24 protein-coding genes are annotated in these 26,334 nt (G+C 71.0%); 19 read left to right on the top strand and 5 right to left on the bottom strand.

Translation table 11 applies throughout. From position 1 onward, the window contains the following. Window positions 1-84 precede the first annotated feature (84 nt). The 7 genes from AB0F40_RS09670 to AB0F40_RS09700 all read left to right on the top strand — a co-directional run bounded on the left by AB0F40_RS09670 (window position 85) and on the right by AB0F40_RS09700 (window position 8,899). Window positions 85-1,191 (top strand): LacI family DNA-binding transcriptional regulator, encoded by a 1,107-nt coding sequence (locus AB0F40_RS09670; protein ID WP_357466090.1) that lies wholly within the window; start codon window positions 85-87, stop codon window positions 1,189-1,191. Next, complete coding sequence (locus AB0F40_RS09675; RefSeq protein ID WP_357466092.1) at window positions 1,188-2,810, top strand: FAD-dependent oxidoreductase; 1,623 nt, start codon at window positions 1,188-1,190, stop codon at window positions 2,808-2,810. Before AB0F40_RS09670 ends, AB0F40_RS09675 begins: the two co-directional genes overlap by 4 nt. 45 nt (window positions 2,811-2,855) lie before the next feature. Beyond that, window positions 2,856-4,166: a sugar ABC transporter substrate-binding protein gene (locus AB0F40_RS09680; protein ID WP_357466094.1), complete on the top strand. Its 1,311-nt coding sequence runs from the start codon at window positions 2,856-2,858 to the stop codon at window positions 4,164-4,166. 2 nt (window positions 4,167-4,168) lie between these two features. Then, window positions 4,169-5,059: a sugar ABC transporter permease gene (locus AB0F40_RS09685; RefSeq protein WP_357466096.1), complete on the top strand. Its 891-nt coding sequence runs from the start codon at window positions 4,169-4,171 to the stop codon at window positions 5,057-5,059. Next, the gene (locus AB0F40_RS09690) at window positions 5,049-6,008 is read left to right on the top strand and encodes a carbohydrate ABC transporter permease (protein ID WP_357466098.1); all 960 of its coding nucleotides are present in this window, start codon (window positions 5,049-5,051) and stop codon (window positions 6,006-6,008) included. Before AB0F40_RS09685 ends, AB0F40_RS09690 begins: the two co-directional genes overlap by 11 nt. Before the next feature lie 213 nt (window positions 6,009-6,221). Beyond that, complete coding sequence (locus AB0F40_RS09695; protein WP_357466100.1) at window positions 6,222-8,063, top strand: BCCT family transporter; 1,842 nt, start codon at window positions 6,222-6,224, stop codon at window positions 8,061-8,063. 47 nt (window positions 8,064-8,110) lie between these two features. After that, window positions 8,111-8,899: a GNAT family N-acetyltransferase gene (locus tag AB0F40_RS09700; protein WP_357466102.1), complete on the top strand. Its 789-nt coding sequence runs from the start codon at window positions 8,111-8,113 to the stop codon at window positions 8,897-8,899. Here AB0F40_RS09700 and AB0F40_RS09705 read toward each other — a convergent pair. Then, window positions 8,881-9,414 (bottom strand): GNAT family N-acetyltransferase, encoded by a 534-nt coding sequence (locus tag AB0F40_RS09705; RefSeq protein WP_357466104.1) that lies wholly within the window; start codon window positions 9,412-9,414, stop codon window positions 8,881-8,883. The two genes, AB0F40_RS09700 and AB0F40_RS09705, sit on opposite strands and share 19 nt — an antisense overlap. Window positions 9,415-9,423: 9 nt before the next feature. Next, a complete protein-coding gene (locus AB0F40_RS09710; protein WP_357466106.1) occupies window positions 9,424-10,005 on the bottom strand; it encodes a histone deacetylase in 582 nt (193 codons plus the stop codon). A gap of 188 nt (window positions 10,006-10,193) precedes the next feature. Between AB0F40_RS09710 and AB0F40_RS09715 the strand changes: the two genes are divergently transcribed. From AB0F40_RS09715 to AB0F40_RS09735, 5 genes are all read left to right on the top strand, one after another. After that, on the top strand, window positions 10,194-10,628 hold the full coding sequence (locus AB0F40_RS09715) for a cold shock domain-containing protein (RefSeq protein WP_357466108.1): 435 nt from the start codon (window positions 10,194-10,196) through the stop codon (window positions 10,626-10,628). Window positions 10,629-10,862: 234 nt separating this feature from the next. Next, entirely contained in the window at window positions 10,863-12,677 is a 1,815-nt protein-coding gene (locus AB0F40_RS09720) for an ABC transporter substrate-binding protein (protein WP_357466110.1), read from the top strand. A 194-nt stretch (window positions 12,678-12,871) separates the two neighbouring features. Beyond that, window positions 12,872-14,392 (top strand): ABC transporter permease, encoded by a 1,521-nt coding sequence (locus AB0F40_RS09725; RefSeq protein WP_357466112.1) that lies wholly within the window; start codon window positions 12,872-12,874, stop codon window positions 14,390-14,392. Between the two features lie 27 nt (window positions 14,393-14,419). Beyond that, a complete protein-coding gene (locus tag AB0F40_RS09730; RefSeq protein WP_357466114.1) occupies window positions 14,420-15,418 on the top strand; it encodes an ABC transporter permease in 999 nt (332 codons plus the stop codon). A gap of 2 nt (window positions 15,419-15,420) precedes the next feature. Further along, window positions 15,421-17,160, top strand: coding sequence for an ABC transporter ATP-binding protein (locus AB0F40_RS09735; RefSeq protein WP_357466116.1), 1,740 nt, complete (start codon window positions 15,421-15,423; stop codon window positions 17,158-17,160). Window positions 17,161-17,178: 18 nt separating this feature from the next. On the opposite strand, the gene AB0F40_RS09740 is transcribed toward AB0F40_RS09735, so the two are convergent. Beyond that, window positions 17,179-18,147 carry a hypothetical protein gene (locus AB0F40_RS09740; protein WP_357466118.1) on the bottom strand — a complete coding sequence of 323 codons (969 nt, stop codon included), beginning with the start codon at window positions 18,145-18,147 and terminating at the stop codon, window positions 17,179-17,181. 21 nt (window positions 18,148-18,168) lie between these two features. After that, complete coding sequence (gene dapD, locus AB0F40_RS09745; RefSeq protein ID WP_357466120.1) at window positions 18,169-19,116, bottom strand: 2,3,4,5-tetrahydropyridine-2,6-dicarboxylate N-succinyltransferase; 948 nt, start codon at window positions 19,114-19,116, stop codon at window positions 18,169-18,171. A 42-nt stretch (window positions 19,117-19,158) separates the two neighbouring features. Here dapD and dapE point away from each other — a divergent pair, with 42 nt between their 5' ends. The 4 genes from dapE (at window position 19,159) to AB0F40_RS09765 (ending at window position 22,372) form a co-directional block, all read left to right on the top strand. Further along, window positions 19,159-20,286, top strand: coding sequence for a succinyl-diaminopimelate desuccinylase (dapE, locus tag AB0F40_RS09750; protein WP_357466122.1), 1,128 nt, complete (start codon window positions 19,159-19,161; stop codon window positions 20,284-20,286). Between the two features lie 9 nt (window positions 20,287-20,295). Next, window positions 20,296-21,150, top strand: coding sequence for a TIGR00730 family Rossman fold protein (locus tag AB0F40_RS09755; RefSeq protein ID WP_357466124.1), 855 nt, complete (start codon window positions 20,296-20,298; stop codon window positions 21,148-21,150). Then, window positions 21,151-22,071: a dihydropteroate synthase gene (gene folP / locus AB0F40_RS09760; RefSeq protein ID WP_357466126.1), complete on the top strand. Its 921-nt coding sequence runs from the start codon at window positions 21,151-21,153 to the stop codon at window positions 22,069-22,071. Between the two features lie 133 nt (window positions 22,072-22,204). Further along, a complete protein-coding gene (locus tag AB0F40_RS09765; RefSeq protein WP_084467633.1) occupies window positions 22,205-22,372 on the top strand; it encodes a DUF3117 domain-containing protein in 168 nt (55 codons plus the stop codon). A gap of 147 nt (window positions 22,373-22,519) precedes the next feature. On the opposite strand, the gene AB0F40_RS09770 is transcribed toward AB0F40_RS09765, so the two are convergent. Continuing rightward, on the bottom strand, window positions 22,520-23,170 hold the full coding sequence (locus AB0F40_RS09770) for an O-methyltransferase (RefSeq protein ID WP_357466186.1): 651 nt from the start codon (window positions 23,168-23,170) through the stop codon (window positions 22,520-22,522). A gap of 98 nt (window positions 23,171-23,268) precedes the next feature. Here AB0F40_RS09770 and sigE point away from each other — a divergent pair, with 98 nt between their 5' ends. The 3 genes from sigE to AB0F40_RS09785 are packed head-to-tail and all read left to right on the top strand — an operon-like array spanning window position 23,269 to window position 26,287. Then, complete coding sequence (gene sigE, locus AB0F40_RS09775; RefSeq protein WP_357466129.1) at window positions 23,269-23,874, top strand: RNA polymerase sigma factor SigE; 606 nt, start codon at window positions 23,269-23,271, stop codon at window positions 23,872-23,874. Continuing rightward, window positions 23,871-24,821: a zf-HC2 domain-containing protein gene (locus AB0F40_RS09780; RefSeq protein ID WP_357466131.1), complete on the top strand. Its 951-nt coding sequence runs from the start codon at window positions 23,871-23,873 to the stop codon at window positions 24,819-24,821. Before sigE ends, AB0F40_RS09780 begins: the two co-directional genes overlap by 4 nt. After that, window positions 24,818-26,287, top strand: coding sequence for a trypsin-like peptidase domain-containing protein (locus AB0F40_RS09785; RefSeq protein WP_357466133.1), 1,470 nt, complete (start codon window positions 24,818-24,820; stop codon window positions 26,285-26,287). Before AB0F40_RS09780 ends, AB0F40_RS09785 begins: the two co-directional genes overlap by 4 nt. The last annotated feature ends 47 nt before the right edge of the window (window positions 26,288-26,334 follow it).

Below are 26,334 nucleotides of genomic sequence, written 5' to 3' on the forward strand. Positions count from 1 at the left end.
CATCATCCGATTGACCGGTTCGTCGGCGACCCGTGACACTCCTGACATCAGCCGCCGGGTCGGACCAGGGTTCAAGGAGGAGCCGTGCCACGTCGCCGCATTACCCAGACGGACGTCGCCGCGATGGCCGGCGTCAGCCAGGCCACCGTCTCGTTCGTGCTCAACGGCAGCACGCCCGCTGGCGTCCGCATCAGCGAGGAGACCCGCCAGCGCGTGCTCGACGCGATCCGGATCACCGGTTACACGGCGAACCCGGCGGCGCAACGGCTCGCGGGCGGAGGCCTCGCCCAGATCCTCGGCGTGTTCACCTACGAGGCGACGTTCCCGCGCGCCAGCCGCGACTTCTACGGCCCGTTCCTGGTCGGCATCGAGCACGCCGCCGAACGGCTCGGCGTCGACCTGCTGCTCTTCACCAGCGCCCCCGTGCAGGACGGGCGCCGCAGGCTCACCCGCGAGGGCTGGCAGCGGCTCGGCGTGGCCGACGGCTGCCTCCTGCTCGGGCAGCACGAGCACCGGGGCGAGCTGCAGCACCTGCTCGACACCAACTACCCGTTCGTCTTCATCGGCAAGCGGGGCAGCGACGGCGGCCGGCTGCCGTACGTGGGCGCCGACTACGTCGGTGGAACCGTGCGCCAGATCGACCGCCTCGTCGCCCTCGGACACCGCCGCATCGGCTACGTCGGGATGCGCGGCACCGACCAGCCCACGCTCGACCGCGTCGACGGGTACCGCAGCGCGATGAAGGCGCAGGGGCTCACCACCCGGTTCGTCGAGCTCGACGACGTCGCCGCCACGGCGGCCGAGATCGTCGACCAGCGCTTCACCGCGGTGGTCGTGGCCCCCGAGAACCACCCGGAGGAGCTCGCCGACGAGCTCGAGCGCCGCGGCAGGCGGGTGCCCGACGACGTCTCGGTGCTGCTGCTCGGACAGCCGCACCACCCACGCCGCGGCGGCCGACCCTGGTCGGGGTTCTCCGTGCCCCGCGAGGAGATGGGCGCCCGAGCGCTGTACCTGCTCTCCCGCCTCGTCGCCGACGACAGCCCCAAGCGGGACCGCGAGACCGGCCGCACCGCCGCGGCGGCCGACGTCGAGCTCCACCAGATCCTCGTGTGCCCGGACGTGGAGGGCGGCACCGCCGCACCACCCCGCGACTCCCGACCAGAGACCGACAACAGGACGGACCCCGCGTGACCCATCAAGACCTGCAGACCGACGTCCTCGTGGTGGGCGCTGGGCTCGGCGGCATCGCCGCGGCGCTCGCGGCCGCCGACCGGGGCGCCCGCGTCGTCCTCACCGAGGAGCACCCCTGGATCGGGGGGCAGCTGACCTCGCAGGCGGTGCCGCCCGACGAGCACCCCTGGGTGGAGCAGTTCGGCGTGACCGCCCGCTACCGCGCGCTGCGCGACGGGATCCGGGACGTCTACCGCCGTCGCTACCCGCTGACCGCCGCGGCGCGGGCGTGGCCGGAGCTCAACCCGGGCGCCGGGTGGGTCTCGAAGCTGTGCCACGAGCCAAGGGTCGCCGTCGGGGTGCTGGAGGAGATGCTTGCCCCGTACCGCTCGGCCGGCCGCATCCAGCTCCTGGAGCGGGTCCGCCCGACCGCTGCGACCACGGACGGCGACCGGGTGACGTCGGTGACGCTCACCTCCGTCGTCGGGCGGCCCGACACGACGGTGAGCGCCGCGTACACGATCGACGCCACCGAGACGGGCGAGCTGCTGCCGCTGACCGGCACGGAGTACGTCACGGGGTTCGAGTCGGCGCTCCTGACCGGCGAGCCCAGCGCCCCGGACGAGGCACAGCCGGACAACGTCCAGGCCCTGAGCGTGTGCTTCGCCGTCGAGCACGTCGACGGGGAGTACACGATCGACAGGCCGGACCGCTACGACTTCTGGCGCTCGTACGCGCCCGCCGCGTGGGGCGGCGAGCGGATGCTCTCGTGGACCGCGCCCAACCCGCGCACCCTCGCGCTCGACGAGCGGTCGTTCACGCCCAACCCGGGCGACGACCCGCTGGCCGTCGACGCCGACCAGTCGAAGAACGCCGGTGACGGCAACCTGTGGCTGTTCCGGCGCATCGCCGCGCGCGAGCTCCACGCGCCGGGGTTCTACGCCGGTGACCTGTGCCTGGTGAACTGGCCGAGCATCGACTACTTCCTCGACCACGTCCTCGACGTGCCGCGCGAGGTGGAGGAGGCCCGGATCGCCGACGCCAGGCAGCTCAGCCTGTCGATGCTCTACTGGATGCAGACCGAGGCACCGCGGGCCGACGGCGGCACGGGCTTCCCCGGACTGCGGCTCCGGCCCGACGTCATGGGCAGCGCGGACGGGCTGGCCCAGGCCGCCTACCACCGCGAGTCCCGGCGGATCCGGGCGGTGACGACGGTCACGGAGAACGACGTCTCCTACGCCGTGCGCGGCGACCGGGGCGCCACCCGGTACGAGGACTCCGTCGGCGTGGGCATGTACCGGATCGACCTGCACCCGTCCACGGGCGGGGACACGTACATCGACGTGCCGTCGACGCCGTTCGAGATCCCGCTCGGTGCCCTGCTGCCGCAGCGGACGACCAACCTGCTCGCGGGCAACAAGAACATCGGCACCACCCACATCACCAACGGGTGCTATCGCCTGCACCCGGTCGAGTGGAACGTCGGAGAGGCCGCCGGCCATCTCGCTGCGCACTGCCTCGCCACCGGCCGTACCCCCCACGCGGTCCAGGCCAAGCCCGACCTGCTCGCCGACTACCAGGCCGAGCTGGTCGCCGCGGGCGTCGAGCTGCGCTGGCCGGACGGCGTCTACCCGTACTGACATCCCCGGCGACACTCCGTCGCCGATCAGTCCAAAGGAGAACTGATGTCTGCACAGCACAACCCCCGGCGGGCCGCGGGAGTCGCGGCCGCCCTCGGGGCGGCACTCGCCCTCACCTCGTGCGGCGGAGGAACCGACGCTCCCGTCGGGGAGCCCGACGCGCCGTCCGAGCCCGTCGACCTGCGGATGACCGTCTGGACCGCAGACGAGACACAGCTCGGCCTGTTCCAGGACATCGCCGACGACTATGTGGCAGAGAACCCCGAGCTGGTCTCCAGCGTGACGTTCGAGACCATCCCGTTCGAGGACTACACGACTGCGCTGACCACCCAGCTCGCCGGCGGCAACGCCCCGGACCTGGCCTGGATCTTCGAGAGCAACGCCCCGGAGTTCGTCTCGAGCGGGGCGCTCGTCGACCTGCGTCCACTGCTGGAGAGCACCGAGGGCTACGAGCTGGACGACATCGTGCCCAGCTCGCTCGAGCTCTGGGAGGAGGGCGAGGGCCTGTACGCCTATCCGTTCTCCAACAGCCCGTTCGCGATGTTCGTCAACACCGAGCAGCTCTCCGCCGCCGGCCAGCCCGACCCGGCCGACCTGGTCGAGTCCGGCGACTGGACCTACGACGCGGCCCGGGACATCTCGGCGGCCACCGCCGAGGACACCGGGAAGCAGGGGCTGGTGGTGCGGGACTTCGACTACCAGGCATGGGAGAACCTGGCCACGGTGTGGTCCGGCTGGGGCGCGGCACCCTGGAGCGAGGACGGCACGCAGTGCACGCTGGCCGAGCCCGAGATGGTCGAGGCCATGACATGGATCCACGACGCCGCTTTCCAGGACGGGGCGATGCCCGGTCCTGGCACGACCGCCGACTTCTTCGCCGGTGACGCCGCGATGACTATCACCCAGATCAGCCGGGCGTCGTCGCTCGACGGGTCGTTCGACTGGGACGTCGTGCCGCTGCCTGCCGGCCCCGCCGGTCAGCAGAACGTCATCGGCCAGGCCGGGATCGGCGTCTTCGCCGCCGGCGAGCACCCCGACGTCGCCGCCGACTTCCTCGCGCACTTCACCAGCCCGGAGAACGCCGAGCAGCTCGCCGCCTACTTCCCGCCGCCCCGCGAGTCCCTCCTGAACGCGGAGACCCTCGCGGCGGCCAACCCGAGCCTGAGCGAGGAGCAGCTGCAGGCAGTGGTCGTCGAGGGCGTCGAGGACGCCGTGACGAAGCCGGCGCACAAGAACTTCGCCAAGCTGTCGCAGACCGTGCGCGCGGAGCTCGACGCGCTGTGGACGGCGGACGCCGACGTCGAGGCGGTCCTCACGGACACCTGCTCGGCGATCGGTCCGCTGCTGGAGGAGTGACCGTGGCAACCGTGTCAGCGGCAGTGCGCCGTGACTGGCTCGTCGGGTACGCCATGGTGGCGCCCGTGGTGCTGGGTGCCCTCGCCTTCGTCATCCTGCCGCTCGGCATGGTGGTCTGGTACTCCCTGCACGACTGGAACGTCCTCGCGGGCACCTTCACGTTCGCCGGGGCGGACAACTACCAGCGCCTGGCGGCGGACCCCGGGCTCACGGACGCGCTCCTGGCGAGCCTGTGGTTCTCGATCGGGCTCGTCGTCCTGAACATCGCGCTGGCGCTGCTGCTCGCCGTACTGCTCAACCAGCGGCTGCCCGGCACCACCACGTTCCGGACGTTCTTCTTCTCGCCCGTCGTCGTGTCACTGGTCGCGTGGACGATCGTGTGGAGCTTCCTGCTGCAGGCCGACGGCGGCATCAACGGGTTCCTCGCGGTGCTCGGCATCGACGGGCCGAACTGGCTGCGGCACCCGACCACGGCCATGGTGTCGGTGATCGTCGTCCAGGTCTTCAAGAACGTCGGGCTCAACATGATCCTGTTCCTCGCGGCGCTCCAGGGCGTGCCCGAGGAACTGCAGGAGGCGGCCCGGCTGGACGGGGCCGGCGCGTGGCGGCGCTTCCGGTCGATCACCCTGCCGATGATCAGCCCGACCGTCCTGCTCGTCTCGATCATCACGATCGTCGGCTCGCTCGAGGTCTTCGCACAGATCGACGTCCTCACGGGCGGCGGGCCCGGCAGCTCGACGACCGTGCTCGTCTACTACCTGTACCAGCAGGCGTTCCAGTTCAACGACTTCGGGTACGCCAGCGCGCTCGCGGTGCTCCTGTTCGTCATCGTCCTCGCACTGACGCTCCTGCAGTGGCAGTCGCGCAAGAGGTGGGTCTTCCATGAAGTCTGACGTGATACCCGTGACGACGTCGGGCCCGCCGGAGCCGAACGCTCCGGCGGGGCCACCCGGCGACCCGCGGCGGACCGCCGTGACGCCGCCCCAGTCCCGCCGGGCCGGCGCCCGAGCCCGCCGACGCTGGAAGCAGTGGCTCCTCGTCCTGCTCCTCGTCCTGCTGAGCGTGCCGTTCGTCTTCCCGACCTGGTGGATGGCGACGTCCAGCCTCAAGCCGATGAGCGAGATCCTGCGCCGGGTGCCGACGATCTGGCCGCAGGACCCGTCGCTCGACGCGTACGGCCAGGTGTTCGCGCTGCAGCCGTTCGCGCAGCAGTACTGGAACTCCCTGTACATCGCGGCCCTGGTCACGATCGGCACTATGCTCGTGGCCGCCATGGCGGGCTACGCGTTCGCGCGGATCCGGTTCCCGGGCGCCAACGCGCTGTTCGTCCTGGTGCTGGTGGGGCTGCTCGTGCCGTCGGAGGTGACGATCGTCCCGCTGTTCCGGATCGTCAACAGCCTCGGGCTCATCGACACGCACTGGCCGCTGATCGTCATCCCGATGCTCGGGTCGCCCGCCGTGCTGGCCGTGTTCATCATGCGGCAGTTCTTCCTGGCGCTCCCCGTGGAGCTCGAGGAGGCGGGCCGGATCGACGGGCTCGGGCGCTGGGGAACCTTCTGGCGCATCGCCCTCCCGCTCTCGCGGTCGGCGCTCGGTGCCGTCGCCATCTTCACGTTCCTCAAGTCCTGGAACCTCTACCTCGAGCCCATCGTCTACCTGTCCAGCAAGGAGAACTTCACGCTGCCGCAGGCGCTGACGCAGTACGTCGATGCCTACGGCGGCCCGATGTGGAACGTGCAGCTCGCCGCTACCACGCTGACGGTGCTGCCCGTCCTCGCCGTGTTCCTCGTGGCGCAGAAGCAGTTCGTCCAGGGACTCGCGCACAGCGGGCTCAAGGGCTGAGCACTTCGGTGGAAGGAGGCGCCGTCGCGGTGCGGACGGCGCCTCTGCCCGCGTTGGGGTCAAGACCTCCGGGGTGATGTCAGGACCTCACCGGGGTGAAAATGAGACGTGATGCTAACGTGAAGCGCTCTGTATTCGCCGCATCATATGTAAAGGAGTTCTGGCACCCCGGTGGGACAGCTCGGTGAGCCGGGCGGACGGGGTGCCGTTGTGATGAGTACTTCAGAATCCACAAAGTCCCTGCTGGGCCAGGTCCAGCGCGCCGCACACCGTGTCGAGCGTGCCGCACTGGGCCCCGCCGGGCAACGAGTCGGCACCGACAGGATCGTCTTCGGCGTCGCCGGCCTGATCGCCGTCGCGTTCATCGCGTGGGGCTTCGCGAGCCCCGAGACGCTCGGCTCGGTGTCCGACGCCGCCCTCGCCGGCGTGCTGCAGAACTTCGGCTGGCTCTTCGTGATCGCCGCCACGGTGTTCACCGTGTTCGTGCTCGTCGTCGCGATGGGCAAGTTCGGCAAGATCACGCTCGGTCAGGACGGCGAGAAGCCGCAGTACAAGACCTCCTCCTGGATCGCGATGATGTTCGCGACCGGCATGGGCATCGGCCTCATGTTCTACGGCGTGGGCGAGCCGCTGTACTTCTACATGGCTCCGCCGCCAGGGACGGTCGAGGGCTCTACCCCCGAGGCCGCCGCCACCGCCATGGGTACCACCCTGTTCCACTGGACGCTGTACCCCTGGGCCATGTACGCGATCGTGGGCCTCGGCATGGCCTACGGCACCTACCGCCTGGGCCGCGCCCAGCTCTTCAGCTCGATGTTCACGTCGCTGTTCGGGCGCAAGGCCGTCAACGGCGTCGGCGGGCGGGTCATCAACATCCTGGCGATCCTCGCGACGCTTTTCGGCTCCGCCTGCTCGCTGGGCCTCGGCGCGCTGCAGATCGGTGGCGGTCTCCAGCACTCCGGTTTCCTCGGTGACATCGGCACCGCAGGCCTCGTGGTCGTCATCGCGATCCTGACCGCCCTGTTCGTCATCTCGGCGGTCTCCGGCATCGAGCGCGGCATCCAGTGGCTGTCCAACGCCAACATGTGGCTCGCCCTGGTGCTCGCGATCATCGTGTTCATCGGCGGACCCACCCTGTTCATCCTGAACGTGCTGCCCGCCTCGCTGGGCGCCTTCGTCGGCGACCTGCCCGAGATGGCCTCGCGGACCGCGGCCTCCGGCGACCAGTCCCTGTCCGACTGGATGGGTACCTGGACGATCTTCTACTGGGCCTGGTGGGTGTCCTGGACCCCGTTCGTCGGTCCGTTCATCGCGCGCATCTCGCGCGGGCGCACCGTGCGACAGTTCGTCGTCGGCGTGCTGCTGGTGCCCTCCATCGTCTCGACGGTGTGGTTCGCCATCTTCGGCGGCGGCGCCATCGGCCTGCAGGAACGCGCCGAGCAGGCGGGGGACGCCGATACGGCGCTCGCCGCCATCGGCGAGGCCGGTGCGGACATCAACTTCGACCTCATCCTGTTCCAGACGCTCGGCGCGCTGTCGGTGCCGAGCTGGGTCGGGCTCGTCCTGATGGGCCTCGCGGTCGTGCTCGTGGCGATCTTCTTCGTCACCGGCGCCGACTCCGCCTCCATCATCATGGGCGGGCTGTCCGAGAACGGCGCCGAGCACCCCAGCAGGAAGGCCGTGGTGTTCTGGGGTGTGAGCACCGGAGCCGTCGCCGCCGCGATGCTGCTGGCCGGTGGTAGTGACCCGGCCAGCGCCTTGAACGGGCTCAAGAACATCACCATCGTCTCGGCGCTGCCGTTCGTCGTGGTGATGCTCGTGCTCTGCGTCGCGCTCTGGAAGGACCTCTCGCGCGACCCGCTCGTCCTCAAGGGCGAGCTGGCCGTCCAGGTGCTCCGCGAGACGGTGGACACCGGTGTCGAGAAGCACGACGGCGAGCCGTTCGAGCTCTCCACGTCGGCCTCGGCCACCGAGGAGGACACGGACGACACCCCCGCCACACCGGGGAACGGCGTGCCGGCCGTGACCGAGGGCGGCGCGCCGGCCAAGAGCTGACCGATATTCCGTTGCCGGGCCACGGCCCGGCAACGGACGGTGTGCCTATGACCGACACCTCCCGCCTGCTGCAGGCGTACGACGACCAGCTCCGCACCGACGCCGAGACCCCGAGCGCCATCTCCGTCGCCCGGCTCGGACCGCTGCGGCTGGTGACCTTTCTGGGCGGCCGTGGTTTCGTCACGTACCGGGACCTCGACGGCGCCGACGACGCGCGGGTGCGTGCCCTGGTCGACGAGGCCGTCGCGCACTTCCGGGCCGACGGCGGGATCACGAGCGTCGAGTGGAAGTCTCGCGGCCACGACCACGCCCCCGGCCTGCACGAGGCGCTGCTCGCACACGGGTTCGTCCCGGAGGACCCGGAGTCGATCATGATCGGCGAGGCCGCCGCGCTCGCCGTGGACGTCCCGCTGCCCGACGGCGTCACCCTGCGCCGCGTCACCGAGGAGCCGGACGTCCGCGCGATGTCCACGATGTCGGACGAGGTGTTCGGCGACCCGCCGTCCGACAGGACGGCGAACCAGATCCTGCGCCGCCTGGAGCTGGACGACGGCATGGAGCTCTGGGTCGCCGAGGCCGACGGCCAGATCGTCACGGCGGGCCGGCTCGAGCCGGTGGCAGGCACCGAGTTCGCGGGCGTGTGGGGCGGCTGCACCCGGCCGGAATGGCGTGGCCGCGGCATCTACCGGGCGCTGACGGCGGCCCGCGCGCGCTCGGCCCTGACGCTCGGCAAGACGATGGTCCACAGCGACTCGACCGAGTACTCGCGCCCGATCCTCGAGCGGTACGGCTTTGTCAAGGTGTCCACGACGACGCCCTACGCGTGGGAGCGCTGACGGCCCATGATGTTCGCGGGCTCGGTGATCCCCGCGTACCGGAACCCGGGCACCAGGTCCACGAACCCCAGGCGGCGGTAGAGCACCTTCGCGCGGTCCGCGGGGTCAGCGGTGGTGGACAGCAGCGTGTGCCGCTGCGGGGCCAGGTCGAGCAGCCCGCGCAGCAACGCGGTCCCGAGCCCTCGCCCCTGGTGCTCGGGCAGGATCTCCAGCTCGTTGAGCTCGAAGGCGTCCTCGGTCCACGCGCCGTGCCCGGCGCGGTCGAGGGCCGGCCCGACCTGCTGCGGCCACCAGTGCTCCGGCTGGTAGTCGAACCCGTACACGAACCCCACCAGGGTCCTTCCGTCGAACGCGCCGAGCGTCAGCGCGCCGTCGTACAGCGGGAGGTAGGCGATCCGGGTGTCCCGGAAGTGGTCGCGGCGCTCGTCCGAGTAGTCGAAGGCGCGCTGGTAGATCCCGGCGATCTCGTCGGCGCGCCGCAGCACCTCGGAGGTCGCCAGCGTGCGGATCGTCATGTCGGCACGCTAACGCCGTCCGCCCGGGTCGGCGCGTGGGACGACCGTCGCCAGATAGGTCGCCACCTCGGTGTCGGACCAGCCGTGCGCCTCGCGCAGGCCCGCCCCGATCATCGCCACGTAGGCGGCCGACGGCGGGGCGTGGGGCAGCTCCGTGTGCCCGTGCGGCGCAGTGAAGGTGAGCATGGGCAGCCCGTCCAGGTGCCCGACGGCGACCAGCGTCTCGTAGCGGCCCGGCCCTGCCGCGTGCCGGCCGTCGATGCCAGAGCGGAGCACGGCCTCCAGCGGATCGTCCGCAGCGGGGGAGCGGTGCATCTCCTGTGCCGCGATGTCGGCGAGCTGGGCCGCGGTGATGCGGTACGCGCGGGCCGGCGTCGGGCCGACCGCCTCGTGGTCGTAGAACGCCATGCCGCCACCCCAGACTGACGACTCGCCGGCGAACCAGAGGCGTCCGGGCAGGTGGACCGCCCGGTCCTCGCGGGGGAGGGCGCGGTCCCGTGCGCCCTCGTAGTGCCGTCGCGCCCCCGGCGGACGCCCGCCGACCAGGTAGCAGGCCAGCCGGGCCCTGGCCATGTTGGACCCGTAGCTCACGTACCAGACCTCGGTGCTCAGCGGGGGATCTCCTCGGCGGTGGTGGTGACGGCACGGACGACCGACACGCTACGCGCCCAGAAAATTTGGGGGAACCTGGGCGACACGAGGCGCGTTTGACGAGGCGGAGTTGGACAAGCGTCCTAGACTCGACGGTGCAGGGATTCTTACGAGGCGGAGTGTGTGTCGTGGTTCAAGGCAAGGTCATCAGGTTCGACGAGGTTCGCGGCTATGGGTTCGTTGCGCCGGACACGGGCGGCGACGACGTGTTCATCCACGTCAACGACCTCGAGTTCGACAAGCGCCACCTCGCGGTGGGTGCCGTGGTGGACTTCGCGGTCGAGGACGGTGACCGGGGCCTGAAGGCCTCGACGGTCACCCTGGTCGCGCCGGCCCCCGCGCTGGCGGCCGTTGGTGCGGCGGCGTCCGCGCCCGCCCCGGCCTTCCTCCCACCGTTGCCCGATCCGGGCTCCCGGCCCGACGGCGACGCGCCGTCCGAGCGGGAGCTCGCGGCCGAGGTCACCGAGGTGCTCCTGGCGGGTGTGCCCAGCCTCACCGCCGAGCAGGTGCTCGCCACCCGGGGTGCTTTCGTCGCCGTGGCGCGCTCGCACGGCTGGGTGTGAGGTTCGGTCCGAGGTGTTAACTCCCTGTTTCCGTCTCTGATGCGTCGCGACGGTACCGCTACGGGGCGATATCAGGTCGGTAACGATCAGATCCGGCTCGCGGCGAATTAGGGCAAAACCTCCCACAGCGTGAGTAGCGTGGCCGGAAACCATGACGGTGACGGACGTCTCACCTGGCGCGCGCCCCGGCGCGCTGCCATTTTTCCGCCGCCGGCATCCCTTTGAGGAGGAACATTGAAGATCAGGCGACTGAGCGCCGCCGTCGCAGTGGCCGCCACGGGCGCGCTGCTGTTCTCGGCGTGCACGAGCCCCGCAGGCGGCGACGACCCGGCGGACGGTGAGTCCACCGCGGCCCCGGCCGAGGCCGACGGCCCGTGCAAGGCCGACCTCGGCGAGGTCGAGACTGCCGACGGCGAGATCAAGGTGTCCGTCGAGGACGAGTTCCTCGGCTACAACTCGTTGACCCCGGAGACCTACTCCACGTACAACAGCGCGGTCACCGACCAGCTGTTCAGCACCTTCTACTACTTCGGTACCGACGGCACGATCTGCCCCAACGAGACCTACGGCACGTACGAGGCCATCTCGGAGGACCCGCTGCAGGTCGAGTACACCCTCAACGACGAGGCAGCCTGGTCGGACGGTACGCCGGTCACCTACGCGGACTACATGCTCGACTGGGCCGCGCGGGCGATCACCGCTGACGGCAAGGTGACCGAGGACGGCAGCGAGGAGCCGCTCTTCAACCACATCGACGGCCTGTCGCTGGGTGACTACGTCCCCGAGGGCCCGCAGGCGGACTCCGTGGACGCCAAGACCTTCACGTACGACTACGAGCGCGTCTACGCCGACTGGAAGATCAACTCCTACCCGCCGCTGCCCGCGCACGTCGTCGCGGAGCAGGCCGGCGTCTCCACGGAGGAGCTCGTCACCGCCATCCAGGAGATCGACATGCCGGTCCTGGAGAAGGCCGCCAAGTTCTGGAACGAGGGCTGGCTGTCGCAGCCCGGCCAGGTCCCCGACCCGGCGATCGCTCCCGTCACCGGCCCGTACACCTTCAAGGCCGACGGCTGGGAGGGTGGCCAGTACATCACCCTCGAGGCGAACCCCGAGTACTGGGGCACGCCGGCCGCCACGAAGGAGCTCACGTTCCGCTTCGTCGCCGCCGACGCGCAGATCCAGGCCCTCGCCAACGGCGACCTCGACGTCATCCAGCCGAACGGCCCGACCGTCGACACCGTGACGCAGCTCGAGCAGCTCGGTGACGCCGTCAACGTGGACACCGACCAGGGTCTGACCTGGGAGCACCTCGACTTTAACTTCAAGTCCGGTGTCTTCTCCGAGAGCCTGGAGGCCCGTGAGGCGTTCGCGCACTGCGTGCCGCGCCAGAAGATCGTGGACGACCTGATCAAGCCGATCGCCCCCGAGGCGACGGTCATGAACGCCCGCGAGGTCTTCCCGTTCCAGGACAACTACGAGGACGTCGTGTCCGCCTCCTACGACGGCCGGTACAACGAGGTCGACCTCGACGCCGCCAAGGAGAAGTTCGAGGCTGCCGGCCTCAAGGAGGGCGAGGAGATCCGTATCGGCTACGCCGCTCCGAACCCGCGTCGCGCCGCCCAGGTCGAGGCCATCAAGTCCTCGTGCGACCAGGTCGGCTTCAAGATCGTCGACGCCGCCGCACCGGACTTCTTCGACAAGGCCCTGCCGAACGGTGACTACGAGGTCGCCATGTTCGCGTGGGCCGGGTCCGGCCAGATCGCCTCGGGCGAGAACATCTACTCGACGCCGGGCACGCAGAACTACGGCGGGTACTCCGACGAGACGGTCGACGAGGCGTGGAGCACGCTGGCCTCGTCCGTCGACGAGACGGTGCACCAGGAGCAGACGATCATCATCGAGAAGCAGCTGTGGGACACGCTCTTCGGTATCCCGCTGTTCGCCCACCCGGGTGTCATCGCCAGCAGCGCGGACCTGCAGAACGTGCGGAACACCGCCGCCCAGAGCGGTGTGATGTGGAACGCCGAGCAGTGGTCTCGCGCCTCCTGACGCGAGCCTGACGCAAGACCTGCGGGGAAGGGAGCGTCTGTTCCCTTCCCCGCAGGGCTGTCTGCCGCCGTTCAGGAATATTTCCAGGCACTGCCTGGGCGAATCGCGGCAATTTTCATCCGGTGTCCTATAGTGACACGCTGATCGCTTTCCCCAGCAGACGCCGTGCTGCGTCCGCCTCGAAGGGCCAATCCGTGCTCAAGTTCATCCTCCGGCGCATCGGCGCCTCGGCGCTCGTCCTGCTCGGCGCCTCACTGCTCATGTTCTTCCTGACCATCAACTCGGGCGACCCGCTCAAAGACCTGCGCGAGTCGAACGATCCGAACGCCGCCCAGCTCATGGCCGAGCGCAGCGAGCGGTTGCGGCTCGACGACTCGCCCTGGGAGCGGTACTGGGACTGGCTCAGCGGCGTGGGCGGGTGCTTCACCGGCAACTGTGACCTCGGCGTCACCATCAACGGCATCGACGTGCTCGGCCTCACGCAGCAGGCGGCGTCCTCGACGCTGCGGCTCATCACACTCTCCACGCTGCTCGCCATCGTCGTCGGTGTAGCGCTCGGAATCCTCACCGCGATCCGCCAGTACTCCGGGTTCGACTACTCGGTGACGTTCAGTGCCTTCCTCTTCTTCTCGCTGCCAGTGTTCTGGGCGGCGACGCTGCTCAAGGAGTTCGCGGCCATCCAGTACAACAACTGGATCGCCGTTGGCCAGTACGCGCCATGGACCATAGTGATAGTCGCGGTGCTAGCGGGGTTCCTGCTCCAGGCGGTCCTCGGCGGGTCGACGAGACGCCGGCTGGCCACGGCCGCCGGGGTGTTCGCCTTCGTCACTGTCATGCTCTTCGTCTTCAACGCGCTCGACTGGTGGCGCAACCCGATGTTCGGTATCGGCGGCGTGCTCCTGGTCTCGGTCGCTGCCGGCGTGCTGGTCACCGCGCTGACGGCCGGCCTGGGCAACCGGCGGGTGCTCTACGCGGCGCTCACCACCGCCGTCGTCGGCGTGATCGCGTACTGGTTCACCGCTCCGCTGCTCGTCGACGAACCGACGTGGCTCCTCCTCATCGGGCTCTTCGTGGTTGCCGTGGTGGTCTCGGTGGCCATCGGGGCCGCCTGGGGTGGCTACGCGCGCAAGCAGGCCATGCTGGTCACCGGCATCACGGGCGTCATCACCAGCTTCGTGGTCGTGGCGGACATCCTCATCGCGCACTGGAGCGGATTCCTGGGGATCAAGTCGCGCCCCATCTCGACCATCGGTTCGCAGACGCCGAACTTCGACGGCGAGTTCTGGGAGCGCGTGCTCGACATGGGCACCCAGATCCTGCTGCCGACGATCCTGCTCACCCTTGTCTCGGTGGCGACGCACTCCCGCTACACGCGGTCCTCCATGCTGGAGACCCTGAACCAGGACTACGTACGGACCGCCCGGTCGAAGGGCCTGTCCGAGCGTGAGGTCATCGTCAAGCACGCGTTCCGCAACGCGCTGATCCCGATCACGACGATCGTCGCGTTCGACTTCGCCGCCCTCATCGGCGGCGCGATCATCACGGAAGAGGTCTTTGGCTGGAAGGGCATGGGTGCCCTGTTCCAGGACGGCCTCAACGCGGTGGACCCCGCGCCGGTCATGGCGTTCTTCCTCGTCACCGGCATCGCAGCGGTGCTGATGAACCTGCTGGCAGACATCGCGTACGCGGCCCTCGACCCCCGGATCCGGCGCTGAGCGCGGGCGAAGGCAGGAGACACAGACATGAATGACATCAGGAACAGCAACCCCGACGGCGAGGACTACGAGCCGCAGGTGTCGGTGACCAGCACCGATGCGGTCGGCCTCGCGGCCGGCGGTTCGGCGGCCCCGCTGCCCGGCGAGGACAAGTCCTACAGCCAGGGCCAGCTCGTCGCGCGCCGCTTCTTCCGGCACCGGGGCGCGCTCACCGCGATGATCGTGCTCGGCATCGTCATCATCGTGGCGTTCACCTCCATCGGCATCGGCCCCATCCCGGGCTGGTGGTCAAAGGACTACACGCTCCAGTACGACAAGATCGGCGACGGCGCCCCCACCTGGGCGTACCCGTTCGGCCAGGACACGGGCGGCAAGGACTACTTCGCCCTCGTCATGCGCGGCACCCAGTTCTCGATCATCATCGCGTTCGCCGTCGGCATCCTCTCGACGGTCGTCGGCACCGTGATCGGCGCTCTGGCCGGGTTCTACCGCGGCTGGCTCGAGTCGGTCCTCATGCGCATGACCGACGTCTTCATCGTGATCCCGCTGCTGGCCGTCGCCGCCGTGCTCGGCCGCATGGCCGGGGAGTCCGGGATCTGGGGCCTGGCCTTCGTGCTCGGCCTGGTCACGTGGACCAGCCTGGCGCGGTTGGTGCGCGGCGAGGTGCTGTCGTTGCGCGAGCGCGACTTCGTGCTCGCGGCCCAGGCGGTCGGCACCAGCGCGTGGCGCATCATCACCCGGCACGTGCTGCCCAACGCGATCGGCGTCATCATCGTGTCCGCGACGCTCTCGATCTCCACCGCGATCCTGCTCGAGACCTCGCTCAGCTTCCTCGGGTTCGGTGTGCAGGCGCCCGACACCTCGCTGGGCACGCTCATCAACGAGTACCAGTCGGCGTTCGCGACGCGGCCGTGGCTGTTCTGGTGGCCGGGCCTGATGATCCTGACGATCGCCCTGTGCGTGAACTTCATCGGCGACGGCCTGCGTGACGCGTTCGATCCCCGCCAGAACCGGAGCAAGGACTGAGCATGACTACTCTCGACATCAGTGCTCCCGGTCCCGTCTCGGCGGCCGGCGACGCAGTCCTCGCGTTCGAGGGCCTCGACGTGACGTTCAAGACCGAGTTCGGCGACGTGCACGCCGTCAAGGGCATCGACCTGGAGGTGCGCCCCGGCGAGGTGGTCGCCCTCGTGGGCGAGTCGGGCTCCGGCAAGTCCGTCACCTCCATGACGGCGCTCGGTCTGCTGCCGCGCAACGCGCGCGTCAGCGGCACCATCCGCGTCGGCGACAAGGTGGTGGGTGGTCTCGACGGCAGGGGCCTGCGCAGCATGCGCGGCAACGACGTCGCCATGGTGTTCCAGGAGCCCATGACGGCCCTGAACCCGGTGCTCACCATCGGCGACCAGCTGACCGAGGGCCTGCAGCTGCACGGGCTCGCCTACGGCAGGAAGGCCACGGAGCGGGCCGCCGAGCTGCTCGAGATGGTCGGGATCCCCGAGCCGGAGCGGCGTCTCAAGCAGTACCCGCACGAGCTCTCCGGCGGTCAGCGCCAGCGCGTGGTCATCGCCATGGCCATCGCGTGCGACCCCAAGGTGATCATCGCCGACGAGCCGACCACGGCGCTCGACGTGACGGTGCAGGCGGACATCCTCGACCTGCTCCGCTCGCTCAAGGACAAGCTCGATACCGGCATCCTGCTGATCACCCACAACATGGGGGTCGTCGCGGACATGGCCGACCGCGTCGCCGTCATGCTGAAGGGCGACCTCGTGGAGACCGGAACTGCCGACCAGGTGCTGAACCACCCGCGGCACGAGTACACGAAGCGCCTGCTGGCGGCCGTGCCACACCTGGGGGCCGGCCCGGGCCAGTTCGGCGACGTCGCGCCGGTGCGGGCGGCTGCGGGCGATCTGCCCGCGCTGGAGCTGAGCAGCCTCGTCATCGAGTACCACCGGCTCGGCAAGCCGACGTTCCGGGCCGTTGACGACGTGTCGGTGTCGGTCGCGCAGGGCGAGATCGTCGGCCTCGTGGGCGAGTCGGGCTCCGGCAAGTCCACCATCGCGAAGTGCGCGCTGGGGCTCATCCCGGCCGCCTCGGGCTCGGTGTCGATCCTCGGACGCGACCTGACGAGGCTCCGCGGCAAGGAGCTCAAGACGCTGCGCAAGCGCATCGGTGTCGTGTTCCAGGACCCGGCGTCGTCCCTCAACCCGCGCCTGCCGATCGGCGACGTGATCGCCGAGCCGCTGGTGGTGCACAACGAGGGCGACGACAAGTCGCGGCGCGCCCGGGTGCTCGAGCTGCTCGACGCCGTCGAGCTGCCGCGCAGCGCCTACAACCGCTACCCGCACGAGCTCTCCGGTGGCCAGCGCCAGCGCGTCAGCATCGCGCGCGCCCTCACGCTCGACCCCGAGCTGCTGGTCGCCGACGAGCCGACCTCGGCGCTCGACGTGTCCGTGCAGGCCAACGTGCTGAAGATGTTCACGGCACTGCAGGAGCGCTACAAGTTCGCCTGCCTCTTCGTGAGCCACGACCTGGCGGTGATCGATCTGCTCGCGCACCGGGTGGTGGTGCTGCAGAACGGCACGATCGTGGAGCAGGGGGCGCGCGAGGACGTCCTGCACAACCCCCGCGAGGAGTACACGCAGCGCCTGCTCGCGGCAGCGCCCGTGCCGGAGCCGCTGGAGCAGCGTCGCCGGCGGGAGGCGCGGCACGCCCTGCTGGCCCAGCTCGGCGACGAGGTAGCGGAGCTCCGCGTCGCCGAGCACTAGGGGCCCGTCGAGACCCGGCTACTCCGCGGCGTCCGCCGTGATGCGGACCTCGCCCGCGTCGAGCCGGGTCTCGGCGTCGACCCAGGCGGCCTCCTCGCGCAACCACACCCGGTCGGCCACCTGCACCTCGACGGCCTGCGTGGCCTGGGCCGTCGCGACGGCCCACTGGCCGGTGGCCCAGGCGCCGCGCTCGGGGTCGTCGGGCGTGAGCGGTGCCGCGTCGACCGTGACCGTGGACGACGCAGGGTCCTGCCGGTTCGGGTCCGCCTCGCCCGTCGCGGGGGCCAGCCCGAGGTCGCGGCCCAGGCGGCCCGCGATCACGTCGCGCGCGGCGTCGGGCGCGAGCTGCTCACCGTCGGCGACCGGACCCAGCTCGCAGGACAGCACCCCGGGGGAGTTGCCAGTGAGGGCCGAGGCCCACGCGCGCGACCGCATCTCGTGCTGCGCGTACGCGTCGGGGAAGCCCGACCGCTGGACGGTCTGCGCGGCGTCCGTCACCGCCATGTCCTCGTAGCCCTCGACCTCGACCAGCACGTCGTAGAACGCGTTGGTCGAGTAGACGGGGTCGAGGAGCTCCTCGACGCTGCCCCAGCCCTGCGACGGGCGCTGCTGGAACAGCCCCACCGAGTCGCGGTCGCCGTAGTCGATGTTGATCAGCTTCGACTCCTGCAGCGCGGTGGCCAGCCCGATCGTCGCAGCGCGCGCGGGCAGGCCACGGGCCACGGCTGTGCCGGCCACGAGTGCCGCGTTGTCCGCCTGGTCGGGCGACAGGTACCAGTCCGAGCCGTCGAGCGCCGCGGTGCACCGTTCCGTGACCGGGCCCGCGTCCGTGAGGTGGTTCAGCCCGACGACGACGCCGACGGTCGCGACCGCGCACACCGAGCCGATGGCCACCACGTACTTCAGCGCGCGTCTCACCGGACGACGCGGTGGTGAGTCGTCGGCGGGCGGCGGGACCGGGGAGCCGGTCTGGGCCACGAGTGCCATACGTGTTCCCTGTCGTCCCGGTCAGTTCGCGTGCAGGGCCTCATTGAGCTCGATCCCGACGCCGGTCCGGTCGAGCACCTCGACCGCACCCGTGGTGGAGTTCCGGCGGAAGAGCAGGTTGCTGCACCCGGCGAGGTCGCGTGCCTTGACGGTGGCGGTGCCGTCACCGGTCGGGTCCACGGCGGCGCCCAGCACCGTGACCTTGGTGCCAGCCGTGACGTACAGGCCGGCCTCGACCACGCAGTCGTCGCCGAGCGGGATGCCGAGGCCCGCGTTGGCGCCCAGCAGGCAGCGCTCGCCGAGCGACACCACTTCCTTGCCGCCGCCGGAGAGCGTGCCCATGATCGAGGCGCCACCACCGACGTCGGACCCGTCGCCCACTGTGACGCCCGCCGAGATGCGGCCCTCGACCATGGACGCCCCGAGGGTGCCCGCGTTGTAGTTGACGAAGCCCTCGTGCATCACGGTGGTGCCGGGGGCGAGGTACGCGCCGAGGCGGACCCGGTCGGCGTCGGCCACGCGGATGCCCGACGGGACCAGGTAGTCGACCATCCGCGGGAACTTGTCGACCCCGAAGACCGTGACGTGGCCCCTGGCGCGCAGCCGGAGGCGGGTCTCCTCGAAGCCCTCGACCGCGCACGGGCCGGCACTCGTCCAGACGACGTTCGTCAGCGCGCCGAAGATCCCGTCCAGGTTGAGGCCGTGCGGGCGCACCACGCGGGCGGAGAGCAGGTGGAGCCGCAGGTACGCGTCGGAGACGTCCTTGGGCGGGTCGGCGAGATCGATCTGGGTGGTCACGACCTCGAGCCGCACGCGCCGCGCCTCGTCCGCGCCGGCGAGCGCCGCGAGGGCGTCGGGCGGTGTGGTGCCGGCGGGCGCCGCGCCGAGGGCGGGCTCCGGGTACCAGGTGTCGAGGGTGGTGCCGTCGTCGGCGATCGTGGCAAGGCCGAAACCCCATGCGGTCGTCATGGCTCCAGCGTAACGGCCGCTCGAAGCCCCTAAGGTTGCCCTGTGGATATCGCGATCGACCCTGCCCTGCTCGAACCGTCCGGCGCGGGGTCCGACCTCGTCGCCCTCACCCGGGCGATCTGCGACATCCCGTCGGTCAGCGGTGCCGAGACGGCCCTCGCCGACGCGATCGAGGCCCTCCTGCGCGGCTACCCGCACCTCGAGGTGCTGCGCGACGGCGACGCGCTGGTCGCCCGCACGAACCTGGGCCGGGACCGGCGCGTGGTGGTGGCGGGGCACATCGACACCGTGCCGATCGCGGACAACCTGCCCACCCGCCTGGTGGGCGCTGGGGACGACGCAGTGCTCTGGGGCCGGGGCACCGTCGACATGCTGGGCGGGGTGGCCGTGGCGCTCGGGCTGGCCGCCGAGCTCGGGGCACCGGGCAGCGAGCCCGCGCACGACCTGACGTGGATCTTCTACGACCACGAGGAGGTCGACTCCGCGCTGAACGGGCTCGGCCGTCTCGCGCGCAACCACCCGGAGCTCCTGCGCGGCGACTTCGCGATCCTTGGTGAGCCCTCGAACGCGGGTATCGAGGGCGGCTGCAACGGCACGATGCGCGTCGAGCTGCGCACCCGCGGCGTCGCCGCACACTCGGCGCGGGCCTGGACGGGAGAGAACGCGATCCATGCGGCTGCCCCGGCACTGGCCCGGCTCGCCGCGTACGAGCCGCGCGAGGTCGAGGTCGACGGGCTGGTCTACCGCGAGGGCCTCAACGCGGTGCGGATCGAGGGCGGCATCGCGGGCAACGTCATCCCGGACGCGTGCACCGTCGAGGTGAACTACCGGTTCGCGCCGTCGCGCTCCGTCGAGGAGGCCGAGGCGCACCTGCGCGAGGTCTTCGAGGGGTTCGACCTGGTGGTGACCGACGCCGCGGGGGGCGCCCGGCCGGGCCTCGACGACCCGCTGGCCGCCCAGTTCGTCCGGTCGGTGCTGGCAACCACCGGCGGTGCGCCGGCACCGAAGTACGGGTGGACCGACGTCGCCCGGTTCTCCGAGCTGGGTGTCCCGGCGGTGAACTTCGGCCCGGGCGACCCGCTGCTCGCGCACAAGGATGACGAGCACCTTCCGGTGGCACAGCTGGCGCAGTGCCGCGACGCGCTGCGAGCTTGGCTCCTCGGCGGATAGTTTGGTCGCATGAGCGACGACGGCATACCCCAGTCCGGCCGCGGATATCGCCGCGGCCCGGTGCTGCTGCGCGGGAACCAGATCCCGCAGACCACCACGGACCAGCGCCTCCTGGCGTCCGACCAGGAGACCGACTGGCTGCACAGCGACCCGTGGCGCGTGATGCGCATCCAGAGCGAGTTCGTCGAGGGCTTCGGTGCGCTCGCGGAGCTCGGGCCTGCGGTGTCGGTGTTCGGCTCGGCGCGGACCAAGCCGGACCACGAGGACTACGGGGCGGGCGAGACCGTGGGCCGGCTCCTGGTGGAGGCGGGGTACGCCGTCATCACGGGTGGCGGACCCGGCGTGATGGAGGCCGCGAACAAGGGCGCCGCCGAGGCGGGTGGCACGTCCGTGGGCCTCGGTATCGAGCTGCCCTTCGAACAGGGCGTCAACGAGTTCGTGAATCTCGGCATCAACTTCCGGTACTTCTTCGCGCGAAAGACGATGTTCCTGAAGTACGCACAGGGATTCATCGTGATGCCCGGGGGATTCGGCACCTTCGACGAGCTCTTCGAGGCAGTCACTCTCGTTCAGACGCACAAGGTGACGCAGTTCCCGCTCGTCCTCGTGGGCAAGGACTACTGGGGCGGACTCCTGGAGTGGATCCGGTCGACGGCGCTGACGCACGGCACCATCAGCGAGGCGGACCTCGACATCATGTATCTCACCGACGACCCCGCCGAGGCGGTGCGGCACGTCGTCGAGCGTGCCCACCAGATCGCGGCGGAGCAGGCGGCTCTGCAGGCGGCGGTCGCGGCGGAGCGTGCCACCGAGGAAGCGGCGCTCGAAGGGCCGGGGCTGCCGAGCACCCTTGGCGGCGCGTAGGTGGACGGTTCCGACGTCCTCGACCCGACCGTTCCGCAGGCTTCCGCACCGTTGGTGCTGCGCGGGCGGGAGGTGGGCCGTGCGGGGCGCGCGGTGCGCCCGGTCGTGATGGCGGTCCTGAACCGCACTACCGACTCGTTCTACGCCCCCGCCCGGGTGCCGGACGACGCCGCTGCGCTCACCGCTGCGGAGCGTGCGTTCGAGGCGGGCGCCGAGATCCTCGACGTCGGTGGCGTCCGGGCCGGCAACGGCTCGCCGGTGGACGAGGCGGAGGAGATCCGCCGTGTCGTCCCGTTCGTCGCGGCGGTCCGCCGCGCGGTACCGGACCTGCTCGTCTCGGTCGACACCTGGCGGGCGGGCGTGGCGCGCGCGGCGATCGACGCGGGGGCCGACCTGATCAACGACACCTGGGCCGGGCACGACCCGGGCCTCGTGGAGGTGGCGGGAGCCGCCGGCGTCGGCGTCGTCTGCTCCCACACGGGCGGTGCGACGCCACGCACGGACCCCTACCGCGTGGAGTACCCGGATCTGCTGGCCGACGTCGTGGCGACCCTCCTGGCCGCCGCGGAGCGGGCCGTCGAGTGCGGGGTGCCGCGTGCGTCGGTGCTCGTGGACCCGACGCACGACTTCGGCAAGAACACCTGGCACTCCCTCCAGCTGCTGCGTCGCACCGGAACGTTGGCAGGGCTCGGGTTCCCGCTGCTCATGGCGCTCTCCCGCAAGGACTTCGTGGGGGAGACGCTCGACCTTCCGCCCGAGGAGCGCCTCGAGGGAACGCTGGGGGCGACGGCGGTGGCCGCGTGGCTCGGCGCCCGCGTCTTCCGGACCCACGACGTGGTCGCGACACGACGCGTTCTCGACCTCGTGGCGGCGGTCCGGGACGAGGCGCCACCGGCCGTAGCACTGCGCGGTCTTGCCTGATCCGACGAAGGGCGACGAATTGGCGCGTGGAAAGTAAGGGGCGCCAATTGAACTAGAATGTGTCAGTGTCCTCGGCGTTCGCCGGGAACGTGAATGCTGCTACACACCGGACAACGGAATGGGAGAGCCACACATGGCTGCGATGAAGCCGCGAACGGGTGACGGACCGCTCGAGGTCACCAAGGAGGGGCGCGGCATCGTCATGCGTGTGCCGCTCGAGGGCGGCGGTCGGCTCGTCGTCGAGCTCAACGCGACCGAGGCAAGCGAGCTCGGCGACGCTCTCCAGACCGTCGTCGGCTGAGCCGGAGGTGTAGCGCAGGGTGCGGGCCGCAGCGAAGCAAGGCACGCGCCCGTAGCGGAACCGCAGGTTCAGCCGATACGGATAGAGCCTGAGCCTGAGTCTCCGGTCTCCCGGGCCGTCCGTCGTGCGAACCGGCCACTCGGCGGGTCAACGGCGGACGGCCAGCAGCAACCCGTCTCCGCTGGGCAGCATGGCAGGCAGTACCCGCTCGTCGTTCCGCAGCGTCCGGCCCACCTCACGCACCACGGTGGTGAGCTCGTCGCGGCGGGCGGGGTCAGCCACCCGGTCCCGCAGCAGGGCGCCGTCGACGGCGAGCACGCCGCCCGGTCGCAGCAGGCGCAGCGCCTCGTTGACGTACTCGGGGTAGCCGAGCGGGTCGCTCGCCACCAGCACCAGGTCGTAGGCGCCGTCGGCGAGGCGGGGCAGCACGTCGCCCGGGCGGCCGGGGATGATCCGGGTGCGCTGGGGGGCTATGTGGTCCTCGGCGAACGCGGTGCGTGCCGCCCGCTGGTGCTCCACCTCTCGGTCGATGGTGGTGAGCTGGCCGTCGAGCGGCATGCCGCGCAGCAGCCAGAGGGCCGCCACACCGGCGCCGGTACCGACCTCCACCACCGCGTGCGCGTTCGTGGCCGCGGCGAGCACCCGCAGCACCGCACCGACACCGGGGAGGACAGCCGGGCAGCCGAGCTCGGAGGCGCGTTCGCGGGCGCGCAGGAGCACCTCGTCCTCAGGGACGAAGGCCTCGCTGTAGACCCAGGCCGCGACCTTGCCGTGGCCCGACGGCTCCGCTGTGCTGATGGCTTCCTCCGGAAGGAGCTGGCAGATGTGTGCATCACGTGCGGCGTCAGGGTACAGCCCGTGGGAACGACTGGGCTTCAGTGCGCGTTGAGAGGACGATGACTTCTGTGAGCACTCGTGCAGCAGCAGACGCAAGCGCGTCGGTACCTTCGGGCGCCGGCGCGGCCGACCTGCCGTGGCAGCCACCGACCTGGGAAGAGATCGTGCGCGAGCACTCAGCTCGCGTCTATCGGCTTGCCTACCGGCTGACCGGCAACAAGCAGGATGCCGAGGACCTTACGCAGGAGACCTTCATCCGGGTCTTCCGCTCGTTGTCCAGCTACACGCCGGGCACGTTCGAGGGCTGGCTGCACCGCATCACCACCAACCTGTTCCTCGACGGCGCACGCCGCAAGAAGCGCATCCGCATGGAGGCGATGGGGGACGACGACGGGCACGTCGCCGACACCCGCGAGTTCGGCCGACCGGAGCGCGGGTACGAGCACGCCAACCTGGACCAGGACGTGCAGCGGGCGCTCGACGCCCTGCGTCCTGAGTACCGCGCCGCCGTCGTGCTGTGCGACATCGAGGGACTGAGCTACGAGGAGATCGCCGTGACCCTTGGCGTCAAGCTCGGAACCGTGCGTTCCCGCATCCACCGGGCCCGTGCCCAGCTCCGCGACGCATTGGAGCACCTGGCGCCCACGCGCGGGGGCGTGCGATGAGCCACCTCGGAGACCTGGTCAGTGCGCTGGCCGACGGCCAGCTCTCGCCTGCCGACACCGAGCGGGCGCTCTCCCACGTGACGATGTGCCGCCTGTGCGCCCGCGAGCTGGACTGCGCCCGCGCGGCCCGGCGCGCCCTCTCGTCGGCCGCCGACGTGGTGCCGGACCCTGCGCTCACCGCGCGGCTCATGGCGCTCCAGGCGAGCATCCCGCCCACCGATGAGGACCCGCTGCGCCGTCCGTTCCTCGGCCCGGACCCGCTGTCCGTGCCGGTGTGGCAGGCCGGGGCGTTCGACGGCGCCGACGGGTTCGACGGCAGGCTCGACCGGCCCGCGCGCCGCCGTCGTGCCGCGCGGTTCACCGCGCTCGGCGTCGGTGGGGCCGGTGTGCTGGGGCTGGCGCTCTTCACGCTCGGCGATGTCCCGGTGGTGTCCCCGCAGCTCTCCGCGCAGACCAGCATGACCATGCTGGGGCGCACGGGCCCGGACACCGCGGCGGCCGGCCAGGACGTGCTCGCCACGCTCGACGTGGCTCCCGACCAGCTCACGCCCGCCGCGCTCGACTGGGCAGCGGACAACGGCTGGGCGGCGCCCTCGGAGCTGCCCGACGGATACACCGTCTCGGCCATGCGACTGGTGGGCGAACAGGGCGAGACGCTGGAGATCGACCTCGTCGGCCCGTCGGGTCACGCGGTGGTCCGCGAGCGCCCGGGGCAGCTGGCCCAGAACGGTTCCGCCGCGCTCGGTGAGGTCCAGGTGCTGGCCTCCGAACCCGCCCATGTGGCGTGGCAGTCGGACGACATGGTGGTCGACGTCGTGGCGAACGCTCCGCAGGAGGTGTTGACGGACCTCGTGGCGTCGTTCGGTGAGCATGGCTACGATGCCGGGGTCCTGCCCCGCATCGCCCGCGGGTGGCACACCGTGACAGGAGCCATCGAAAGCCCATGACCGACGAGAACCCGTTCGCGCCGCCCACGCCGCGTGCCGCAGTGCCATCCGCGAACGAGCCGAGGACGCCGGCCGCGGATCCCCCATCCGACACAGTGCCCGGTGCCGAGGCCGGGCCTTCTGCCGAGGGCCCGGCGGGGCCGCCCGCTGGGCAGCACACCGCGCAGCTTCCGAGGACGGGCTATCTGACCACTCTGCCCGCTCCGTCCCCGGGAGGGCCGGAGACGCCGGACGCCCACGCGCCCCACCCGGCCGCGCACGCGTCGGGATCGCACACCTCGGGGTCGCACACCTCGGGGTCGCACACCTCGGGGTCGCACGCAGCCGGATCCCACGCCACGCAGCCGGCTTCCCGGCCCAGGCGCGGTGGGATCGGCGCGCGTGCGGTCTCCGCCGTCGTCCTGCTGGGACTGCTCGCGGGTGCGGGCGGCGGCGTCGCCGCCTTCACCCTGCTGGAGGGGCAGGACACGGCACGCCCGGCGGACGCCGCTCTGCCGAGGCCTGCGGGGGACGCCGAGCCCGTGCAGCGCCCGGAGGGCTCCGTGGCTGCCATCGCCGCCGCGGCGCTGCCGAGCGTGGTCTCGATCGAGGTGCGTGCCCAGCAGGGCGTCGCGACGGGGTCGGGGATGATTCTCAAGGCCGACGGCTACATCCTGACGAACAACCATGTGGTCGCGGAGGCGGGGTCGGGCGCTGACGTCACCGTGACGTTCTCCGACGGCCACGAGCAGCCCGCCGAGCTCGTCGGTGCGACGCCCGAGTACGACCTCGCGGTGATCCGGGTCGAGGAGGACGGCCTGGAGCCGCTGGTGCTGGGCGACTCCGACGACGTCGTCGTCGGCGACGCGGTGCTCGCCGTCGGCTCACCGCTGGGTCTGGAGGCCACCGTCACCACCGGGATCGTCAGTGCGCTGCACCGCCCCGTGAAGGCGGGCGAGGCAGCCGAGGCCGCGTTCATCGACGCCATCCAGACGGACGCCGCCATCAACCCCGGTAACTCGGGCGGGCCGCTCGTGAACTCCGCCGGCGAGGTGATCGGTATCAACTCGGCCATCGCGCAGGGGCCGGGCACCACTGCGGCCACCGGCAACATCGGGCTCGGCTTCGCCATCCCGTCCAACCAGGCGCGGCATACCGCGGAGCAGCTCATCGAGACGGGCAGCGCGACGTTCCCGATCATCGGTGTGCTGCTCGACCCCAGCTACCGGGGCGAGGGCGTGCAGGTGTCCCAGGAGGCGCAGCAGGGCACGCCGGCCGTCACACCAGGCGGCCCCGCCGACCAGGCGGGCGTCGAGGCGGGCGACGTGATCCTCTCGATCGACGGCCGCCCGGTCTCGGTGGCGGACGAGCTCATCGTCGCCATCCGCGCCAAGGCGCCCGGTGATCCGGTGACGCTCAGCGTGCGCTCCGGTGGCGACGAGCGCGACGTCCGCGTGGTCCTCGAAGAGCAGTCGAGCCGCCGGTGAGCCGGGTTCATCAGGTGTTCTCCGGGCGGTCCCGCGACACGAGTAGG

The sequence above is a fragment of the Promicromonospora sp. NPDC023987 genome (assembly GCF_040639055.1).
Classification (GTDB): domain Bacteria; phylum Actinomycetota; class Actinomycetes; order Actinomycetales; family Cellulomonadaceae; genus Promicromonospora.

Bases quoted from the DNA above. Each gene is read 5' to 3' on its own strand.
- AB0F40_RS09755 (WP_357466124.1), top strand. From the start codon at position 20,296: ATGAGCGACGACGGCATACCCCAGTCCGGCCGCGGATATCGCCGCGGC.
- AB0F40_RS09705 (WP_357466104.1), bottom strand. From the start codon at position 9,414: ATGACGATCCGCACGCTGGCGACCTCCGAGGTGCTGCGGCGCGCCGAC.
- AB0F40_RS09765 (WP_084467633.1), top strand. From the start codon at position 22,205: ATGGCTGCGATGAAGCCGCGAACGGGTGACGGACCGCTCGAGGTCACC.
- AB0F40_RS09735 (WP_357466116.1), top strand. From the start codon at position 15,421: ATGACTACTCTCGACATCAGTGCTCCCGGTCCCGTCTCGGCGGCCGGC.
- AB0F40_RS09700 (WP_357466102.1), top strand. From the start codon at position 8,111: ATGACCGACACCTCCCGCCTGCTGCAGGCGTACGACGACCAGCTCCGC.
- AB0F40_RS09780 (WP_357466131.1), top strand. From the start codon at position 23,871: ATGAGCCACCTCGGAGACCTGGTCAGTGCGCTGGCCGACGGCCAGCTC.
- AB0F40_RS09730 (WP_357466114.1), top strand. From the start codon at position 14,420: ATGAATGACATCAGGAACAGCAACCCCGACGGCGAGGACTACGAGCCG.
- AB0F40_RS09695 (WP_357466100.1), top strand. From the start codon at position 6,222: ATGAGTACTTCAGAATCCACAAAGTCCCTGCTGGGCCAGGTCCAGCGC.
- AB0F40_RS09785 (WP_357466133.1), top strand. From the start codon at position 24,818: ATGACCGACGAGAACCCGTTCGCGCCGCCCACGCCGCGTGCCGCAGTG.
- AB0F40_RS09690 (WP_357466098.1), top strand. From the start codon at position 5,049: ATGAAGTCTGACGTGATACCCGTGACGACGTCGGGCCCGCCGGAGCCG.
- AB0F40_RS09740 (WP_357466118.1), bottom strand. From the start codon at position 18,147: ATGGCACTCGTGGCCCAGACCGGCTCCCCGGTCCCGCCGCCCGCCGAC.
- dapD (WP_357466120.1), bottom strand. From the start codon at position 19,116: ATGACGACCGCATGGGGTTTCGGCCTTGCCACGATCGCCGACGACGGC.
- sigE (WP_357466129.1), top strand. From the start codon at position 23,269: ATGACTTCTGTGAGCACTCGTGCAGCAGCAGACGCAAGCGCGTCGGTA.
- AB0F40_RS09680 (WP_357466094.1), top strand. From the start codon at position 2,856: ATGTCTGCACAGCACAACCCCCGGCGGGCCGCGGGAGTCGCGGCCGCC.